Origin of the sequence: Mesorhizobium sp. M0227, from assembly GCF_040321855.1 — a bacterium.
Taxonomy (GTDB): domain Bacteria; phylum Pseudomonadota; class Alphaproteobacteria; order Rhizobiales; family Rhizobiaceae; genus Mesorhizobium.
Genome location: NZ_JAMYSJ010000022.1, coordinates 1 through 19567, shown reverse-complemented (window position 1 = coordinate 19567; position 19567 = coordinate 1). Strand labels below are relative to the sequence as shown.

Here is a 19567-nt window from a genome sequence, read left to right as displayed (position 1 = left end):
TATCCAGCTAGGTCGGAACATTTCCCCCGGGCCATGAAGACCCGGGAGCATCGTTGGCCGCCGATCAGAAGCGGGTCGATATGCCGAAGTTGAATTCCTGCACGTCGTCGCGCGCTTCCTTCTTGACCGGGATCGCATAGTCGATACGGATCGGACCGAACGGCGACGCCCACATCAGGCCGATACCAACAGAGGCACGCAGCTGCATGTCCGTTGACTCCTGAGCGACGCTTGTAACCTTGCTGCCATAGAGAGTGGCCGCGTCAGCAAACACAGCACCGCGAAGGCCGAAGCTTTCCGGAACGACTGGCAGCGGGAACTGAGCCTCAGCAGAGGCATTGAAGTAGGTCGTACCACCGAGATGGTCACCCGTGGAAGGATCCACAGGGCCGATACCGCCATAGGCGAAGCCACGGATCATGCGGTCGGTGCTCTGGAACTGATCGAAGATGCGCAAACCGCCATCGCCATAACCCTCGACATGACCGGCGCCGCCCGAAATAAGGCCGACAAGATCAAGCGACTCAGACAACGTCTGATAGACGCTGCCGCGTCCCGTGATCTTCACGAACTTGGCATCACCGCCGAGACCTGCCACTTCGACGGTCGTGTTGGCATAGATACCCTCATGCGGGTTCTTCATGTCGTCGATTGTGTTGTAGACAAGTCCCAGGCTAACCGAGGACTTGATCCACGGACTTTCCGCTATGCCATTCAGGATGGCCGTTGAAATGGTGCAGTTGGGGCCATCAGGATCCCCAGGACTGGTGGGGCCGCAACCATCGTCAACTTCATACTTTTCCTGCGAGATGTTGTACGCCAGCTGAGTCGTGATGCTGTCGGTGATCGGCAGGCCGAAACGGATCGTCGCACCTGTGGTATCACTATCGTAATTGTTGTCGTACTCCCGCGTCGACTTATAGATGTCGAAACCGGCGGCAATGCGCCGTCCGAGGAAATAAGGCTCGGTGAAGGACAGGCTGTAGTCGCGTGAATTCTTGCCGCCGCCCGCCGACAGCTTGATGAACTGGCCACGACCGAGGAAGTTGCGCTCGGTCACCGAGCCTTCGACCGACGGGCCGGCCGTGTCGCCACCGGTCGAATAACCAGCGCCCACCGAGAACTCGCCGGTCGACTTCTCAACCACATCGACCACCAGAACGACTTGGTCAGGCTGCGAGCCCGGCACGGTCGAGATGTCGACTTTTTCAAAGTAATTGAGGGCTTCCAGGCGCTTCTTTGCACGCTGGATGAGAACCTGGTTGAAAGCGTCGCCTTCGCTGACGTCGAACTCGCGGCGAATGACATAGTCACGCGTGCGATCGTTGCCGCGGATCTCGATGCGTTCGATATAGGCCTTGGTGCCCTGGTCGATCGTATAGACCACCGAAATGGTGTGGTTCTCGAAATTGCGGTCGCCGCGCGGCGTGACCTGCGCGAAGGCATAGCCGGAACCGGCCACCTTCTCGGTCAGCGCGATGATGGAATCCTCGACGTTCTTGGCGTTGTAGACGTCACCCTTATGGGTCTCGATCACCGATTCCAGCGACTTGCCGTCGACTTCAGGGATCGAGCTCTCGACGCTGACATCACCGAACGTGTAGCGGTCGCCTTCCTGGACGGTGATGGTCACCGTGTACTTGTTCGTCGCGCTGTCGAGTTCACCGACTGCGGACACGACCTGGAAGTCGGCATACCCATGATTGTAGTAAAAACGGCGCAGCAGCTCCTGGTCGGCGCGCAGCTTGTCGTCGTCATAGACGTCGTCGCGCAGGATGAAGGAAACCCAGGACGAACGCTTGGTGTTGATGATATCCGACAGGCGGCGGCTGGAATAGGCGCTATTGCCAACGAAATTGATTGCCGCGATCTGCGTGCGATCGCCTTCAGCGATGTTGAAGACAACATTTACGCGATTGTCGCCAAGCTGCATGACCTGCGTGGTCACGGTTACATCGTCGCGACCAATGCGCCTGTATGCAGCCTTGACCGATTCCACGTCGGCATCGAGCGTCGCCTGCGAGAACGTTCCGCGCGGCTTCAGCTGCACGGCCGCCGCAAGCGCATTGTCCTTGAGCTTCTTGTTGTTCTGGAACAGCACCTGGTTGACAACCTGGTACTCGGCGACCTTGACCACCAGCGTCGAGCCGACCTGGTTGATCTGCACGTCCGAAAACAGGCCTGTGCCGAACAGTGCCTTGACCGCACCGTCGATATCGGAACTGGAGAAAGCCTTGCCCGGCTTGATGGTGATGTAATTGCGGATGGTCTCAGCGTCGATACGCTGGTTGCCGCTCACTTCGACTCTGCTGACGACAGCGGCTTCAGCCGCCGATGTGGCAACGAACTGCACTGCGAGCGCGCCTGGCACGACCAAGGCCGCGGACAGGGTCACCGCGGACGCGGCGCTTAGAAACTTGGATGCTGCCTTCATCGGGCTTAATAACCTTTTCTCGTAGTCCCCACGGCGAGAAAACCGGACGTGCGGTAATTTCCCCTACCGTATTAACCGGATTTTCCCTACACGCAAGGCTTCTGGTTAATTTGTATTTACTTAACCCTGCGGCGTGGCTTTCGCGTCACTCATATCCCCTTGCATGGTAAACGGCGTCTCAACATCGTCCATGCAGAAGCCAAATTTCTTCATGATTTCAGCACCCAAACAGATCGTTCCAAAAAACGAACCCCATGAAGCACAGCACCAGAAGCAACCCGGCCCGATAGGCCATTTCCATCATCCGTTCCGACACCGGACGGCGAATGACAGCCTCCACCCCGTAGAACAAGAGGTGACCGCCGTCGAGGGGGGGAATCGGCAAAAGGTTCAGAATTCCGATGCCAACGGATAGCAGTGCAACCAGCTGCACCAGCCATTCGAATCCCAGTTTCGCAGCCCTGCCCGCCATGTCGGCTATTTTCACCGGACCGCCCAGCTGACATTTGTCTTCGCGCCCGACAACAAAGCGCTGCAGGAACTGGCCGGTGCGCTGGATGACGTGACCGGTTTCCTCGACCGCCGCCGCGACCGCTCCGACCGGCGTGTAGGTGATGAGCCTCGGCTGGCCGAGTTCCTTGTTATTGACGACACCGATCACGGCGACCTTGACCTTGTTGCCGAGCGCGTCTTCCTGTTCCATCAGCCGCGGCGCCGCGGTCACAGTGACCTCCTGGCCGTCGCGCAGCATGACGAAGGTGATTGCGTCGTCGGCACGGCCCGAGACCAGGCGTTGAACGTCGCCAAAGGTTTCGACCTTGTTGCCGTCGACGCTGACGAATCGGTCGCCGGGAAGAATGCCGGCCTTCGCCGCCGGGCTGTCGGCGGTCACCTCGGCCACCATGGGCTCGGCGACATAGCGGCCATAGGCGGTGAACAGCACGGAAAAGACGACGATCGTCAGCAGGAAATTGAACAACGGTCCGGCCACCACCGTTGCCGCGCGCTTCCAGATCGGCTGCGTGTGGAAGGCGACCTTGCGCTCTTCCTCGGTCAGCGTTTCAATTTCTTCCGACGTGGGCTGGCTCGATGTGGCGTTCATGTCGCCGACGAATTTGACATAGCCGCCAAGCGGTATCGCACACAGTTTCCAGCGCGTGCCGTGGCTGTCGTTGAAGCCGAAAAGTTCCGGGCCGAAGCCGATCGAGAAGGCCCTGACACCGATGCCGCACCAGCGCCCGACAAGGTAATGGCCCATTTCATGGACGAACACGACCACTGTCAGCACGAAGAGGAATGGCACCAGCGTGCCCAGGACAAAGCCTTCTGTGCTGAAAAGCGCGTGAAGAATCTCGTTCAAGACAAACCCTCAAATTCTTCCACGGCGCAGACTGCGCCGTGACTGTGACACCAATCCGGGCGAATCCAAGGCGCACCGCGCATAGGACCCTGAAATGACATCGCTCAAACGGGAAACAGACCCTGCGCCGGATGATCGGCGTTCGCCGAAATCCAGCCGATGACGTATAGGGCGAATGCCGCTGCGACAAGCCCGTCGACACGATCCATGACGCCGCCATGGCCCGGGATGAGCGCCCCCGAATCCTTGCGGCCATGGCGGCGCTTGATCCAGGATTCGAACAGGTCGCCTGCCTGCGAGACAATCGACAGCACGAGCGCGACCAAGCCGAGCAATACCAGATTGCCGACACCGGCAGCTGCGGCGAGGACCAGCCCGGCGACGACGCCGCCGACAGCGCCGCCGAGTGCGCCGCTGCGCGTCTTGCCGGGCGAGATCGCCGGCGCCAGTTTCGGCCCCCCAACGGCGCGCCCCACGAAATAGGCAAGGATATCGGTGGCCCAGACGACCGCGAACAGGAACAGGATGGCAATGAGGCCTGAACGATCGCCATCCCGCAGCAAGGCGAGCGACAGGCCTGAAACCGCGGCATAGGCAAGGCCGCTCGCATCCCATTGTCCGGTCTTGCGAACCGAGGCGGCTATCGCCGTTGCGGCAACAATTGCCGCCACAAGCGGTAGCAGCCAGGAGGAGGCCAGGCCGCCAATCAAGGCGCCAATGAAGACAACCAGCAGTGCTTCCGGCAGGAAACCCAGACCCGTTGCCCCGGTTGGCCGCGACATGCGGGTCCATTCATAGAAGATCGCCGCTACGATCACGGCACACAGCAGCCGGAACGGCAAACCGCCGATCCAGGTCAAGCCGAGAGTGATGATGGCGAGCACGATCGCCGAAACGATACGGAGTTGAAGATTGCTCATCCCGCGGCCGGTCGCGAAGCGACGTCCTGGCCTCCAAGTCCGCCGAAACGGCGTTCGCGGCCAGCAAACTCACGCAAAGCTTCCGCAAGGTGCTCGCGGCTGAAGTCGGGCCAATAGCAAGGCAGGAAGACGAGTTCGCTATAGGCGGCTTGCCACAGAAGGAAGTTTGACAACCGAAGCTCGCCGCTGGTGCGGATGACGAGTTCCGGGTCGGGAATGCCTTGCGTATCAAGCGCGCCGGCAAAACTTTCGGCTGATATCGCCTCAGCGTCGAGTTCGCCACGCGCCACGGCCGCCGCAAGCTTTTGTGCCGTGCGAACGATTTCGTCTCGTCCGCCATAGTTGAAGGCTATCACCAGCGTCAGCGATTCGTTTGCGGCCGTCAGCGTTTCGGCCTCATCGAGCAGTCCCCTGATATCAGACTGCAGCCCTGCCCGGTCGCCGATGATTCTAACCCGCACACCGCTCTGGTGCAGTTCGGCAAGGTCACGGCGGATGAACATTTTCAAGAGGCCCATCAGGTCGCTGACCTCGGACTTCGGCCGCGACCAATTCTCCGACGAGAAAGCATAGACGGTCAGGTAGGAAATGCCGAGCCCAGGTGCCGCGCGCACCGTCTTGCGCAGCGCCTCGACACCGGCACGGTGGCCCGCAAGACGGGGCATGCCGCGCGCCTTGGCCCAGCGTCCGTTTCCGTCCATGATGATCGCGACATGCGCGGGCGTTGCCATGTTCTCGCTTTCGGGTCAGCCGGCGGCCATGACCCTAAACCTGCATGATTTCAGCTTCCTTATCGGAAAGCAGGTGGTCGATGGTGCTGATCGTCTCGTCGGTAAGTTTCTGGACCTGGTCCGAGCGCTTGCGCTGATCGTCTTCGCTGATGTCGCCGTCCTTCTCCGCCTTCTTCAGGAAGTCCATGCCGTCGCGGCGCACATGGCGCGCGGCGACACGGGCGTTCTCGGCGTAGGTGTGCGAGATCTTGACCAGTTCCTTGCGGCGCTGTTCGTTGAGTTCGGGAAGCGGAATCCTGAGGTTGGTGCCGTCTACGATCGGGTTGAACCCCAAATTGGATTCGCGGATCGCACGGTCGACCGCGCCAACCATCGACTTGTCCCATACCGATACCGAGATCATGCGCGGCTCCGGCACCGAGACGTTGGCGACCTGATTGATCGGCATGGTGGTGCCGTAGGCCTGCACCTGGATCGCATCGAGCAGATTGCTGGAGGCGCGACCGGTCCGCAGCGAGGCCAGATCATGCTTGAACGCGGCAATAGCCCCATCCATGCGCCGCTTGAGATCGTCGTACTCACCACTCATCTTTATCTCCTCGACCCGTCTAATGCGGGCTCACTGCTTCGGGGCCGTCTTCGAATCGAACTTTCGAAAACCGGCTTCCCTTTTCGGGTCAGGTCGCCGATCAATCGTCCGCGACGACCGTGCAGCGGCCGCCGCCCCTCAGAATATCGCCGAAACCACCTTTTTCGTGGATCGAATAGACGATTATCGGAATGTTGTTTTCGCGCGCAAGTGCAATCGCAGCAGTATCCATGATGGAAAGGCCGCGATTTATGACTTCGCCATGGCTGATGCGCTCGAAGCGCGTCGCACTGGGGTCCTTTTTCGGGTCCGCCGAGTAGACGCCGTCGACCTGAGTGCCCTTGAACAGAGCGTCGGCGCCGATTTCAGCCGCACGGAGGGCGGCGGCCGAATCAGTGGTGAAGAACGGATTGCCGGTGCCGCCGGCAAAGATCACCACCTTGCCCTGGTTCATGTAGGCGGTCGCCTGGCGCTGCGAAAAGCTCTCGCAAAGTTCGGGCATGGCGATCGCCGAAAGCACCACGGCGTCGACGCCGATCTTGTTCAACGACGTGCGCAGCGCCAGCGAATTGATCACCGTGGCCAGCATGCCCATGTGGTCGCCGGTGACACGGTCGCCGCCCTTGGAGGCAACGGCCACGCCGCGAAAGATGTTGCCGCCGCCGATGACGACGCCGACCTCGATGCCCAATGCGCGCGCCTCGGCGATGTCGCCGGCGATGCGATCCACCACTGACACGTCGATGCCGAAATGCTGCTCGCCCATCAACGCTTCGCCCGACGCTTTCAGCAAGACACGTCGGTAGAGGGGCTTCACCGTCATCTGGGCCTCTTCATTTTGCGTGTGGCGCGTTCCAGGTGGCTACCCTCGCGCTGGTGCCGCCTCGAAACAATGGCGTTCCGATACACGAAGGGCGCCGCGATGTCACGCGGCGCCCAAACGGCAAATTGCCGGTTTCCTGTCCCATCGATCAATTGGTGGACACGCTGGCCGACTCTCCTTCGATAAGCACCGGTGACACGTAGTTGGAGGGCTTGTCGCCGGTTGTCGCGCCGCCGGTAACGCGCGCCTGTATCTGCGAACCGAAATAGGAATAGGGAAACGGCGCTGGAGTTCCGCTGGCTCTCTCCAGCCGGTCGCGATGCGCTTTCGGAATCTCGAAATCCAGCGCGCCAAGATTGTCATGCATTTGGCTGAGCGTCGTCGCACCGAGGATGACGGTTGCGATCCCCGGCTGCGTCGCCACCCAGTTGAGAGCGACCTGAGGCATGCTGCGGCCGATCTCGGATGCGACCTTCTCGAGTTCGGCCACGATAGCCCAGCGTTGCGTGAACTTTTGGAAACCCGGATGCGTCGAGTTGCGAAATCCGTCGAGGCGGCCGTTTCCGGTCTGGGCCGGTCGATACTTGCCGCTCAGCAAACCGCTGGCCAGCGGGCTCCACACCATGATGCCGGCGCCATGGCGCGTGCCGAATGGCACGAACTCGTTCTCGATCGCGCGTTCGGCCAGCGAATATTCGAGCTGTAGCGCCGAAACCGGCTCATATCCTCGCAATTCGGCGATCGCCTGTGCGCGACCCGCGTACTAGGCGGGCACATCGGAAAGTCCCACATGGCGAATCTTGCCCATCCGAACCAGGTCGTCCAGCGTGCGCATGACCTCTTCAGCCGGGGTCAGCCTGTCCCAGACATGCATGAGATAGAGATCGATATAGTCGGTCCCCAACCGTTTCAGCGAAGCATCGACGGCCCGCATGATGTTCTTGCGGCCGTTGCCGCCAGCATTCGGATTGCCGGGCTGCATGTTCATGGTGAACTTGCTGGCTATCACCGCCGTGTCACGCAGCCCGCGCTCGGCGATGAATTCACCAAGCCAGGCTTCGGCCGTGCCATCTGTGTAGAGATCCGCCGTGTCGAAGACATTGCCGCCCGCCTCGACATAGGCGTGAAAATCGCCCGCGCCGTATCCCTGTCGGCTCCCCAGCCCCATTCCTTGCCGAAAGTCATCGTGCCCAGTGCCAGTCGGCTGACCCTAAGGCCGCTGTTGCCAAGAGTGTAGTAGGTCATGGTCATGATCGTCTTCCAATGCTTGGTGATAGATACCCCCGCGCGTCACTGGCCCGGAGTGTTCTTGACCCAGGGATTGCCGCGCTCGTGTGTCATGTGGAACGCGAAGCCATCGACCTTCCAGCCATCCGCAAAACGCGTCAGGTGATGCTCATAGGTGCCCCAGACCTCCCAAAGCGGGTCGCCATTGCCTTCCATCCGGTTCCAAGCATAGCCGTTCGACAGGACAGTCGCCGTGTCCGCCTTGAGAGCGACCTGGTGATTGGCGCGCAGATGCAGGCTTGTCTTGCTGCCCTTGAGGTTGGCCGCCCAAGCGCCAACCAGATCGTCGGAAGCGATGTTGGCCGCCGGCTGTCCGGAGAGACTGCTGAAGTCGGCGGTGATCCGATCCGCAAAATAGCCGCGTGCAAGTTTCCAGTCCTGGGCGTCAACGGCCCGGTCGATGGCATCGGCAATGCGAATGACCGCGCGTTCGTCTGCAAGGGCCCGCCAGTCTGATGGCTCCGCCCCACCGGCATCCATCGGCGCCAACGCCATGCCTGCCGTGAAAGTTACGTGCTTTAACGTGTTCATGTCTCGTCTCCTCAGTGCCATCAGCCGATCGCCGATGAGTTGGCGACAATGTGGACCACCGCCTTGGCATCGATAAGGTTGCATTGTTCGCACAGACCATGCGATATCATTCATGAATGGATCGCGATCTGCTCAGCCATCTTCCGGTCGTGGTCGCCGTTGCCCGGCGCGGCGGCTTCGCGCTTGCCGCCGCCGAACTCGGCATGAGCCCTTCGGCGGTCAGCCATGCGGTGCGCATTGTCGAAGAGCGGATCGGCCAGCCCTTGTTCGCCCGCACGACGCGCAGCGTTTCGCTCACCGAGGCCGGCAAGGCGCTGGTGGAAACGGCGGCTCCGGCCCTCCAGGATATTGCCGAGCGGATGGACCGCATCCGCAGCGTCAAAGGCAGGCCGTCTGGCCTGCTCAGGATCAACGCCTCCAACATAGCGATACCATTGGCGGTGACGCCGGTGGTCGCGGCGATGGCCGAGCGCTATCCGGAGGTTACGGTCGAGGTCTTCGCTGACCAGGGTCTGGTTGATATCGTCGGCGAAGGCTTCGATGCCGGCGTCCGGCTTGGCGAGATGATCGCTCAGGACATGGTTGCGGTCCGGCTGACGCCGCCATTCTCCGTCGTCATCGTCGCCTCGCCCGCCTATATCGGAAGGCACGGCCGTCCCGGCGGCGTTGCCGACCTGGCGAACCACAATTGTATCGGCTACCGGCTCGTCCGCTCCGGTGCGCTCTATCGCTGGGATTTGATCGAGGATGGCAAGGACATCGCCATGGAGACGCGGGGCAGCGTTGTCGTGACGGATTCGCTCGCAGCAATCGATCTTGCGCTTGCAGGCGTCGGGCTTGCCTATGTGTTCGAGCCGCTGGCGCGCGCCGATCTTGCCGCGGGCCGCCTCGTCCAGGTGCTGCCGCAGACGGCGATCGAGGAACCGGGGCTATTCCTCTATTTCCCTCGCCGGGCGGCGATGGCGCCGAAGCTCAGGGCCTTTATCGACACCGCACAAGAAATCGGCCGGGCCTCCTTGCGGACACCCGGCCGAGTTGCCTGAGTTCGTGAGCCCTGGAAAGGGCTATTTCTTGACCGCTGCAGCGACTTCCGCGGCGAAATCGGTCTCTTCCTTCTCGATGCCCTCGCCCAGCGCAAAGCGCAGGTAGGCGGTGATCTTGGCCGGCGCACCAATCTCCTTCTCGGCATCCTTCAGCGCCTTCTCGACAGTGATGTCGGGATTGAGCACGAAGGCCTGCTTCAGGAGCACGACTTCCTCGTAGAACTTGCGCAGACGGCCCTCGACCATCTTCTCGATGATCGCTTCCGGCTTGCCGGACTGGCGCGCCTGGTCGGAGAAGATCGCCTTCTCGCGTTCGACCGCGGCCGGATCGATCTGCTCTGCCGTCAGCGCCAGAGGGTTGGTGGCGGCAACATGCATGGCCACCTGGCGGCCAAAGGCGTTGGCGGCATGCTCATTGCCCGTGGTCTCGATCGCGACCAGCACGCCGAGTTTGCCAAGGCCGTCGGCAACGGCGTTGTGGACGTAGGTAGCGACAGCGCCGTGCGGAACGGTGAGCTTGGCCGAGCGGCGGAAGCCCATGTTTTCGCCGATGGTGCCGACAGCGTCCTTGATTGTGTCGGCGACAGACTTGTCCGAACCCGGATACTTTGCGGCGACCACAGCCTCCGTCGTGCCATAGGCCAGCGCAACCTTGGCAACGTTGGCGACGATTTCCTGAAACGCGGCGTTGCGGGCCACGAAGTCGGTCTCGGAATTGACTTCCACGACGGCAGCTTCGCGCACGCCATTGTCGACGCCGATCAGACCTTCAGCCGCGGTGCGGCCAGCCTTCTTGTCGGCCTTGGAGATACCCTTCTTGCGCAGCCAGTCGACGGCCTCTTCCATGTTGCCGTTGGTCTCGGTCAACGCGGCCTTGCAATCCATCATGCCCGCGCCGGTCAAGTCGCGGAGTTCTTTGACCTGTGCAGCCGAAATGCTCATTGTCGCCTCTTTGTTTTAAATGCACCGACGCACCATCGGTATTCGATGGTGCGTCTGTTTAGCGTGCCAGAATATGAGAAAGATGAAGGCCGCAAACCGGCCTTCGATTATCAAGCGTCGGGAGCTTCCGACGCCGGAGCCGGAGCCGGGTCGAGCGCGGGTTCGACCGGAGCTTCGACCGAAGCGCCGATGTCGACGCCGAGCGCGCCCTGCTGGCGGGCGATGCCGTCGATCGCAGCCTTGGCGATCAGATCGCAATAGAGCTGGATGGCGCGGGCCGCGTCGTCATTGCCGGGGATCGGGAAGTCGATCTTGTCCGGATCGCAGTTCGAATCGATGATGGCGACGACCGGGATGCCGAGGCGCTTGGCCTCGAGGATGGCGATCGCTTCCTTGTTGGTGTCGATGACGAACATCAGGTCGGGCGTCGAGCCCATGTCCTTGATGCCGCCCAGCGCCTTGTCGAGCTTCTCGCGCTCGCGGTCGAGGTTGAGGCGTTCCTTCTTGGTCAACCCTTGCGCCTCGCCGGCCAGCATCTCGTCGAGCTTGCGCAGGCGCTGGATCGAGTTCGAGATCGTCTTCCAGTTGGTCAGCATGCCGCCGAGCCAACGCGAGTTGACATAATACTGAGCCGAACGCTGTGCCGCATCGGCGACGATGTCGGAGGCCTGGCGCTTGGTGCCGACGAACAGCACGCGGCCGCCCTTGGCGACGGTGTCGGAAACCTGCTTCAGCGCCTGGTGCAGCAAAGGCACCGTCTGCGACAGGTCGATGATGTGGATGTTGTTGCGGGCGCCATAGATGTAGGGCGCCATCTTCGGGTTCCAGCGGTGGGTCTGGTGGCCGAAGTGAATGCCAGCTTCCAAAAGCTGGCGCATGCTGAAATCAGGCAGTGCCATTCAAAGTTCCTTTCCGGTTAGCCTCCACGGACACAGGCATTTTTGGACTTTGTCCTCGAACGCCACCGGAGGTTTCAGCCGGATTTCTCCCGGGCAGACACCAAAGTCCGTGTGTGGAATGAGCGCGCATATAGAGGGGATGCGCGATAAACGCAAGCGCCGCAGGATCCGTGGTGTTGCGTGCGACGATCCCCGCCCTGCCGTCAGCGCTTGACCTTGCCGTTCGGCACCCGCACCCGCCGGAAGACCGCGACGATCTCCTCGCGGCTGCATTCGATAGCGCCGAGCCGCACCGCACGATCACGCTCGAAGCCCGTTATGTCATAATGCGGCGCCGAAGTCTTGGGCGGTCCCTGGTACGATGAACGCTTGACGCCGAGCCGGGCGGCAAAGCGATGCAACTCGTCGGTGTCGTCGGCCAACAGATGGCACCAGCGATGGCCGGCCCAGTTCCAGATCGCTGCGTCGACATAGACTGCCATGAGGCTTGCCGTATTCCTTCATCTTGCGCCGACAGGCACTCGTCTAGCGATGATAGAAGGGATTCAGATAGAAAATGAAGCCGCCGCCGGCCTCGACTTCAGCCACGGTGCTGGTGATTGTGTCCTGCATGCGACGATGCAACTCGGCAACCGCATCGTCGATCGAGCCGGCATACTCATGCAGGCCCAGCGCCTCCGGCACCCGGATATGGGCGCAACGCGGTCCGGCCGGCTGCGGAATGAACCGGTTGATCGTGTCACGCAGTCCGCCCCGGCAATAGTCGTTGCGGACCCGCTTCAGATGTTCGGCGATCTCTTCCAGGCTGATGCGCGGGTTGGCCGCGGCCCAGGGCCCGACGCGTTGCAGCCTCTGAATCGTGTCGGCGAGCGCGCGGACCTGCTTTCGGCCTTCCGCATCGCCACTGTTTTCGCGCTGCCAACGACGCGCCCGCCGCAGAAGTTCGGTTGCGTCGGTGACATCAGTGTCGGGCGATATGCTTTCGCCGAGTCGGCGGCCGAGTTCAGCAACCAACGCCTGCTGGCGCTCGGCATAGGTTGCGCCTTCGTCGGATGGCATGCCCGATGCTGCTTCATCGCGGGCCAGCAGCGTCGAATAGACATGGTGGATGCGCTGCGGCAGCGTGTCGGTCGCAAGGCGTTCTATTTTCAGGCTTTTCTCGACATAGGCGCATTCCTTCGCCAGCGCCGCTTCGACATTCCCGGTGAAGGCAAGCTTCCAGACGACTGGCGCGATCCAGACCTTGAAATCCGGATCCGTGGCCCGGCCGCGCTTGAGGGCCTCAAGCCCCATCTCGACGGCACCCGGCAGCAAAGGCGCAACGATGTTGGCATGCCAGCCAACGCCGCCTTCGGGATGCAGCAGCACGCCATGGCCTTTCAAGGCCCAGGCGACGGAGTGTTCCTTGGCTGCCCCGCTGTTGCCCGGAATCTGGGCGATCAGATTGTTGGCCAGCCAGAACTTCTGCATCAGCCGGCCAAGGCCGTTGACGACACCATTGGTTGCCCATGAGGCCGTGAGCGGGCTGACCTGCGACACAATCTCCTTGTCGATCATCCAGTCGGTGAAGAACTCGGGATGATTGGGCGTGATGAAGGTCGCCTTCCCTGCCCCGCAACTGGCCTTCAGCCGCTCAAGATCGGCGTCGGGAAAGTCGATATGGCGGACATTGGCGACGCCGCGAAGACCGGCCAGGCGATTGAACGGCAACAGATCCCGAAATCCGGGAATGCCGCGCAGCATGACGATCCGGTTGACGGATGTCATGGCCCTGATCAGTGCCGGGTTGGGCCGCGGCGCGACAAATGTATCGATCCTGCTCAAGCTGATCCCCCTCGCGCCTGGACGCTGGGAGAGGTTGAGAGACGATTGCGGCACGTTCAAGTCGATCGCAACGACCACGCCGTGTCGTGGTAAATCAACTGCCTAGACCGGCACTATTTGGCGGGGCAGGGTTTCGTCTGGTCGAACAGCGACAGGTTGACCAGCTTGCCGGTCATCGAGAAGTCGCCATAGTCCATGACGAGATCGCGGGTGATGCCGTTCTCATGCAGCTTGAAGCTGATACGGTATTCCGGCACCTCTTCGCCCGTCTTGTTGGTGTCGTCGAAATAGGCGATGTCGACCGGCCAGTATTTGTCCGTGGCGAGCTTTGCCAGTGCCGAAGCTTCCGGGTCGGCCTTGTCGGCATCGGTTTTCTTGCCGACCACGACAGTGGTGGTCATCACCTTGTTGGCGTCTTCGGAACCGTCGAACAGGTTCGTTTCGTAAAAATTCTCGCCTTTTTCGGCCTTGCCGATCAGCTCGACCAGGTGCTGGGTCGGAAATTGGGTTGTCGCCAGCTCGACGCTGTTCTTTTCAGGCTTGTCGATGTCGACCTTCAGGCCCTTGGTCTCTTTCGTGGCGATGCCCTTGACCTCCTTGTCGAGGTTCTGGTCGACGAAGGATTTTGTCACGAACGAAAAAGTCTTGCCTTCGGCGTCCTCGAAAGTGGTCGTCTGCTGGTCGGTCAACCTGGTGTTGTCGGCGGTGACGATCTGGGTGACGAAGCGGAATTTCACCGTATAGCCTTCGCAGGCCGAGCCATTGAACTCATAGACCATGCGGCCGGATATGCCCGTGATGCCGGACTGATCGGAAGCCTTTTTCAGGGTAAGATCGTAGACGGCGCGGTGGGCTTGCAGCGCCGGCGCGGCAAAGGCAGGGCCTATCGAGAGGGCTCCCGACAACAGGACGGCATGGAATGCGAGGCGCGTTGCGCGCATGAGGTACTCCGATCGTCGCGACTGATGGCAGGCCGCAGGGAAAGATGGTCCAGCTTAAAAAAAGTCGTGGCGGAAGCGAGGCAAAAATAGCAATTTCGGCCCGGCCGGCGCGGCGTCACCAAGCAATAGGGAAATACCATGAGTGAAACAATCGAAAAGCGGCTAAGTGATCTGGGTGTGACGCTTCCCGTCGCCGCCGCGCCCGCCGCCAACTACGTGCCCTATTGCCGGACCGGCAATCTGCTGTTCACCGCCGGGCAATTGCCGCTCAAGGACGGCAAGCTGCAGGCGAGCGGGCTGTTAGGTCGCGATCTGGATACGGCAGGCGGCAAGGACGCGGCAAAATACTGCGCGATCAACATCCTGGCGCAGGCCAAGGCAGCACTCGGCGACCTCGAGAAGATTAGCCGTCTGGTGAAGATCACCGTTTTCGTCGCCTCGGCACCTGAGTTCGTCGAGCAGCATCTGGTTGCCAACGGCGCCTCCGATTTCCTGGTGGCGGCCCTTGGCGAACGTGGCAAGCATGCGCGCTCCGCCGTCGGCACCGCCTGCCTGCCGCTTAATGCCGCAGTGGAAATCGAAGCCATCTTCGAAGTCGAATGAGCCAGGGGACAGATATGACCGACCTATCCTGGCTGACCGCCCGGCCCGTCGCCCATCGCGGCTTCCACGACATGAACAAGACTCGCTGGGAAAACACGCTGTCGGCCTTCGCCGCGGCCGCCGAGCGCGGCTATGCCATCGAATGCGACGTGCACCTGTCGTCCGACCGTGTTCCCGTCATCATCCATGACGGCGATCTCAAGCGCCTGACCGGCCAGGATGGTTTCGTCTGGCAGCGTACCGCAACTGAACTCGCGGCGCTCAGGGTCGGTGGCACGGCGGACCATGTGCCGACGCTGCAGGAAGCGCTCGACCTGGTGAACGGCCGCGTGCCATTGGTGGTCGAGTTGAAAGGCACGCCCGGCTATGACGAAGGCCTGGTGGCAAGCGTCGGCAAGATGCTCAAGCGCTACAAGGGCAAAGCGGCGATCATGTCGTTCGACCACTGGCTGGTCCGCGATTTTCCGAAGGACGCGCCGGGTATCCCAGGGGGGCTCACCGCCTACGGCAAGGACGTTGGGCTGATCGAGGCGCATTTCGCCATGCTGGCGCATAAGATCGCCTTCACCTCCTATGCCGCAGGCGACCTGCCGAACCCATTCGTCAGCTTCGTGCGCGAAAAGCTGAAAATGCCTGTTATCACCTGGACGGTGCACGACCAGCCGGCGGTCGACCTGACCTTCAGATATGCCGACCAGATGACGTTCGAGGGGTTCGAGCCCGATCTGGTCAAAGTCGCATGAGTGTCTGAAACGTGACTTGTACCAGGCCGGACGGAGCTTAAATAAGCCTCATGGATCAGGGCGACGAGGGCGACGGACAAACGGCCAATGCGGACTATTCGATCCGCGTCGCCGCCGGCATCGGCGCCTTCACCTGTGATGAATGGAACGGCTTTGCCGGAACTGCGCGCGGAGATTCAGAAACCAGTTACAATCCTTTGGTTTCCTTCGCTTTTCTAAGTGCGCTCGAAGATTCTGGATGCGCCGTGCGGCGTACCGGCTGGCAGGGCCATCACCTCAGGCTGGAGGACGGGCAAGGCAGATTGCTGGGCGCGGTGCCCTGTTATCTCAAATCGCACAGCCAGGGCGAATATGTGTTCGATCATGGCTGGTCGGATGCCTTCGAGCGCGCCGGCGGCCGTTACTACCCCAAACTGCAAAGTGCCGTGCCGTTCTCCCCGGTCACCGGCCCTCGCCTGCTGGTCAGTAAAGGCGAGGACAGCGCCAAAGTAAAGGCCGGTCTCGTGGCGGGCCTGAAGGCGGTGACGCAAAAACTCGGCGTCTCTTCCGCGCATGTCACCTTCGCGCAAGAGAGCGATGTGGAGGTGCTGGAAGCGGCAGGCTTCCTGCACCGCACCGACCAGCAATTCCATTTCTTCAACGAAGGCTTTTCGACCTATGACGACTTCCTCGCCACCCTTGCCTCGCGCAAGCGAAAGGCGATGAAGAAGGAAAGGCGTGAAGCGCTTGCCCCAGGCATTTCGATCGACCGGCTGACCGGCAAGGACCTCACGGAGAAGGCCTGGGACGATTTCTTCGCCTTCTACATGGACACCGGCAGCCGCAAATGGGGTCGGCCCTATCTCAACCGTCAATTCTTCTCGCTGATCGGCGAACGCATGGCCGACGACATCCTGCTGGTGATGGCGAGGCGCAACGGGCGATACATTGCCGGGGCCATCAATTTCATCGGCTCCGACGCACTCTATGGCCGCAACTGGGGCTGTATCGAGGACCATCCCTTCCTGCATTTCGAGGTCTGCTATCACCAGGCGATCGACTTCGCCATCGAGCGCAAGCTGAAGGTGGTGGAGGCGGGCGCGCAGGGCGAGCACAAGCTGGCGCGCGGCTACCGGCCGGTGACCATGCATTCCGCGCACTACATTGCACACCCAGGCCTGCGCAATGCCGTCGCCGATTATCTCAGGCGTGAACGCCACGAGGTGGAGCGGATGAGCGAATATCTCGAGGGGCACACCCCGTTCCGCAAGGATCTGGAGGAGTAGCAACAGGGCTGCCTGACGAGCAGGGCTGACTTCGCCCGATCGTCTTGTCGATTTTCCACCGTTTCGCTACACGAAAGGCACAATCCGGAGCGTTCACCATGACTGAGGCCGCCTACGATACCGACAACATCTTCGCCAAGATCCTGCGCGGCGAAATTCCTTCGCACCGCGTCTACGAGGACGCAGCGGTCATCGCCTTCATGGATGTGATGCCGCAGGGGCCGGGCCATACGCTGGTGTTGCCGAAGGCGCCATCGCGCAACCTGCTCGACGCCGACCCGTCAATTTTCGGCCATCTCTTGAACGTCGTTCAGAAAGTGGCGCTGGCGGTGAAAAAGGCCTTTGGCGCCGACGGCGTCACCATCATGCAGTTCAATGAGCCGGCATCGGGGCAAACCGTCTATCATCTGCATGTACATGTCATTCCGCGCTTCGACGGCATCCCGCTGAAGTCGCACACGGGAGGAATGGAGAAGCCGGAGGTGCTGACCGAAAATGCCGAAAAGATCCGGACTGCGCTCAAAAATTGAGAGCGAGAGGTCAGCCGATGTGGCGGACCGGGTAGCGCCGTTTAGCCGAGAAGACGATTCTAGTGCCCGGCCGTGCCGGCGCCGGGACTCAACCGTTTGCAACTCTAATCGTCTGATTAGGAAATATTGAACCGTCTCACGGTAAAACAGTAACGGCGTGGCGAGCTGTGGGGCTTCAAAACCATGGAAGATTCGGTTGCGGCATCGGCCCCGCTGACGGGGGCAATTTTCGGACGTGCTTTTCTTGGTATCTTGGCGGATGCCTTTTGGCGACACCGGCTGCTGCACGCTATGGCTGCCGCTGCGCTGCTTCTGGCAAGCGCAGTCGGGTGGCACACTGGAAACATGCCGGATTTCGGCGTTCTGGAGGAATACGCCGAGTATCTTTTCATCGCCTTCTGGATTTGCGGCTCAGCCCTTGCACTTGGGACGCTTTTCCACCTTGCGCTGGTCCAGCGGGATACCGAACCGCTGCACACCTTCCTCAAGTCACTGGGTAGATTCTTTGGCGATGCCGAACGCATTGCCAACAGCCTGAATGGCCTGGGTGCAGGTCTTGCCTTCATATCCGCGATCGGTGTGTTGAAGGGAGCCATTGCAATCCTCTCTCCGTTTGCATGGGACAAAGCATTGGCTCACGCCGATCGCATCCTGCATTTCGGTCGAGCCCCGCACGAATGGTTGTGGTTTGTCGTCCAGTCGCCGCTTGCGTTGAAGATCATCAACATCGCGTACAATTTCTGGTTCGTCGTGCTCATCACCACGGTTTTCACCGTGTGCATCACACGCAAGGATACGAAGCTGCGTCACCAGTTCCTGATGAGCTTCATGACGATGTGGACGCTGGGTGGCTTCTTCCTCGCGATGGGCCTGTCGTCGGCTGGCCCTTGCTTTTACGAGCGATTGGGGTTCGGCAACGACTTTCACCCCCTCATGCAAGCACTTGCCGTTGCCGATCGCGTCTATCCGATCTGGGCGCTCAGCACGCAGGATATGCTGTGGAGTGGCTATACCGGCGCAACTACCGGCAGCGTCGGTATATCCGCCTTCCCATCCCTGCACGTTGCGATGGCGGTGCTGTTCGCCCTCTACGCAACACGGCGGTCTCGGCTGGCCGGTCTTGTGATGTGGTTATTCGCCGGCGTCATTATGGTCGGTTCCGTCGTACTTGGCTGGCACTATGCCGTGGATGGCTATGCGGGTGCATTCCTGATGATCGCGATCTGGAAGGCGTGCGGATATTTGGTGACACGTTTCGCGTCGGACCGCATGGCCGCTGAAATCGAGAGCTCCACCATGCAATCGCCGGCCGTATGCGGGCTGTAAATTCGCCGATCTGGACGAACCCGCCTGCGGCGGCCATGCCGGTCAAAACGGCTCAAGGGCCGCGCTGGATGGGTTGAATAGTTTCTGAAACGCTGTTGGATACGGTGCTAAGCTGCTCTGCGATCGTATCCGCGCATTGCCCAGGGCTGAGGAGCGAGGTGTCGACTTCCAGATCGTACACGCCTGGGCGGTGGACTTCTTCTTGCCACAGACGCACGGGCAGCGGGACGGGATCATCGGGCGAGCCGGTTACATATCCCTTGTCTGCCGCGCTGGCCGCACGCCTTTCCATGATGATTTCCAGCGGGCAGCGAACACCGACAAACAGCACCGGCAGACCTACAAGCCGGCGCGCGCAATCGGCCACAATGTGAAGTGGTCTCGAATAGGCATCGTGATGGCCGACATCCGCAACGACATTCAGCTCCAACCGGCTATGAGCGGCTATCGATTCGTAGAGCGCGGCGTATAATCCGGGCACGAGGGCCTCAAGGTCCGGACGCTCGCCGCCAGGCCGCAATCCTATCCCAGGCCGATAGCGTGCCGGCGTGGCCTGCTCGTAGACGTCGACACCGAGATTGAGCCAGACGCCATCGAAGCTCTCCTGAACAGCTCTGGCGATGCTTGATTTTCCCGATCTCGGTGCACCGTTCAGAATGATGACCTGCCCGGCCATGCGTCCTCCCGCTCCAATGAAAAAAGCCCCGTTTTGAACTGACCCCCGAAAGTTGGACACAACCTTCGGGGGTTTTGCATGTCCAAATACAGCGAGAGTT

The 19567-nt window shown here is 61.0% G+C and carries 19 protein-coding genes and 1 pseudogene; 6 read left to right on the top strand and 14 right to left on the bottom strand.

The features are described from left to right. Positions 1-64: 64 nt before the first annotated feature. From bamA to NKJ00_RS24230, 8 genes and pseudogenes are all read right to left on the bottom strand, one after another. Positions 65-2434, bottom strand: coding sequence for an outer membrane protein assembly factor BamA (gene bamA / locus NKJ00_RS24265; protein WP_352631543.1), 2370 nt, complete (start codon positions 2432-2434; stop codon positions 65-67). A gap of 217 nt (positions 2435-2651) precedes the next feature. Continuing rightward, positions 2652-3794: an RIP metalloprotease RseP gene (gene rseP, locus NKJ00_RS24260; RefSeq protein ID WP_023812928.1), complete on the bottom strand. Its 1143-nt coding sequence runs from the start codon at positions 3792-3794 to the stop codon at positions 2652-2654. 104 nt (positions 3795-3898) lie between these two features. Next, positions 3899-4714: a phosphatidate cytidylyltransferase gene (locus NKJ00_RS24255; RefSeq protein WP_023812929.1), complete on the bottom strand. Its 816-nt coding sequence runs from the start codon at positions 4712-4714 to the stop codon at positions 3899-3901. Beyond that, entirely contained in the window at positions 4711-5445 is a 735-nt protein-coding gene (locus NKJ00_RS24250) for an isoprenyl transferase (protein ID WP_023812930.1), read from the bottom strand. The genes NKJ00_RS24255 and NKJ00_RS24250 overlap by 4 nt, the downstream gene beginning before the upstream one ends. A gap of 34 nt (positions 5446-5479) precedes the next feature. Beyond that, positions 5480-6034 (bottom strand): ribosome recycling factor, encoded by a 555-nt coding sequence (frr, locus tag NKJ00_RS24245; RefSeq protein ID WP_013531759.1) that lies wholly within the window; start codon positions 6032-6034, stop codon positions 5480-5482. Between the two features lie 100 nt (positions 6035-6134). After that, positions 6135-6857, bottom strand: coding sequence for a UMP kinase (gene pyrH, locus NKJ00_RS24240; RefSeq protein WP_027161554.1), 723 nt, complete (start codon positions 6855-6857; stop codon positions 6135-6137). Positions 6858-7005: 148 nt separating this feature from the next. Next, positions 7006-8108 (bottom strand): annotated as a pseudogene (locus NKJ00_RS24235) (aldo/keto reductase). A gap of 39 nt (positions 8109-8147) precedes the next feature. Next, positions 8148-8675: a nuclear transport factor 2 family protein gene (locus tag NKJ00_RS24230; RefSeq protein ID WP_352631540.1), complete on the bottom strand. Its 528-nt coding sequence runs from the start codon at positions 8673-8675 to the stop codon at positions 8148-8150. A 116-nt stretch (positions 8676-8791) separates the two neighbouring features. Between NKJ00_RS24230 and NKJ00_RS24225 the strand changes: the two genes are divergently transcribed. Beyond that, a complete protein-coding gene (locus NKJ00_RS24225) occupies positions 8792-9718 on the top strand; it encodes a LysR family transcriptional regulator (RefSeq protein WP_127295546.1) in 927 nt (308 codons plus the stop codon). A 21-nt stretch (positions 9719-9739) separates the two neighbouring features. Here the strand turns inward: NKJ00_RS24225 and tsf are convergent, their stop codons facing one another. The 5 genes from tsf to NKJ00_RS24200 all read right to left on the bottom strand — a co-directional run bounded on the left by tsf (position 9740) and on the right by NKJ00_RS24200 (position 14324). Further along, on the bottom strand, positions 9740-10660 hold the full coding sequence (gene tsf / locus NKJ00_RS24220; protein WP_128303615.1) for a translation elongation factor Ts: 921 nt from the start codon (positions 10658-10660) through the stop codon (positions 9740-9742). A gap of 110 nt (positions 10661-10770) precedes the next feature. After that, the gene (gene rpsB / locus NKJ00_RS24215) at positions 10771-11559 is read right to left on the bottom strand and encodes a 30S ribosomal protein S2 (protein WP_128303614.1); all 789 of its coding nucleotides are present in this window, start codon (positions 11557-11559) and stop codon (positions 10771-10773) included. A gap of 203 nt (positions 11560-11762) precedes the next feature. Further along, a complete protein-coding gene (locus tag NKJ00_RS24210; RefSeq protein WP_023812938.1) occupies positions 11763-12041 on the bottom strand; it encodes a DUF4031 domain-containing protein in 279 nt (92 codons plus the stop codon). A gap of 43 nt (positions 12042-12084) precedes the next feature. After that, entirely contained in the window at positions 12085-13383 is a 1299-nt protein-coding gene (locus tag NKJ00_RS24205) for a lysophospholipid acyltransferase family protein (protein ID WP_128303612.1), read from the bottom strand. A gap of 113 nt (positions 13384-13496) precedes the next feature. Further along, positions 13497-14324, bottom strand: coding sequence for a cell envelope integrity EipB family protein (locus NKJ00_RS24200; protein ID WP_023812940.1), 828 nt, complete (start codon positions 14322-14324; stop codon positions 13497-13499). Between the two features lie 138 nt (positions 14325-14462). Here NKJ00_RS24200 and NKJ00_RS24195 point away from each other — a divergent pair, with 138 nt between their 5' ends. The 5 genes from NKJ00_RS24195 (at position 14463) to NKJ00_RS24175 (ending at position 18791) form a co-directional block, all read left to right on the top strand. After that, positions 14463-14927: a RidA family protein gene (locus NKJ00_RS24195; protein ID WP_128303610.1), complete on the top strand. Its 465-nt coding sequence runs from the start codon at positions 14463-14465 to the stop codon at positions 14925-14927. A gap of 14 nt (positions 14928-14941) precedes the next feature. Then, positions 14942-15670, top strand: a complete 729-nt coding sequence (locus NKJ00_RS24190; protein WP_128303609.1) for a glycerophosphodiester phosphodiesterase — start codon at positions 14942-14944, stop codon at positions 15668-15670. Positions 15671-15720: 50 nt separating this feature from the next. Next, positions 15721-16935 carry a GNAT family N-acetyltransferase gene (locus NKJ00_RS24185; protein WP_352612294.1) on the top strand — a complete coding sequence of 405 codons (1215 nt, stop codon included), beginning with the start codon at positions 15721-15723 and terminating at the stop codon, positions 16933-16935. 98 nt (positions 16936-17033) lie between these two features. Beyond that, entirely contained in the window at positions 17034-17465 is a 432-nt protein-coding gene (locus NKJ00_RS24180; protein WP_128303607.1) for an HIT family protein, read from the top strand. A 183-nt stretch (positions 17466-17648) separates the two neighbouring features. Continuing rightward, positions 17649-18791: a phosphatase PAP2 family protein gene (locus NKJ00_RS24175; RefSeq protein WP_352612296.1), complete on the top strand. Its 1143-nt coding sequence runs from the start codon at positions 17649-17651 to the stop codon at positions 18789-18791. A 52-nt stretch (positions 18792-18843) separates the two neighbouring features. Here NKJ00_RS24175 and NKJ00_RS24170 read toward each other — a convergent pair whose 3' ends face one another. Beyond that, positions 18844-19467: a chloramphenicol phosphotransferase CPT family protein gene (locus tag NKJ00_RS24170; protein ID WP_352612300.1), complete on the bottom strand. Its 624-nt coding sequence runs from the start codon at positions 19465-19467 to the stop codon at positions 18844-18846. Positions 19468-19567 lie beyond the last annotated feature (100 nt).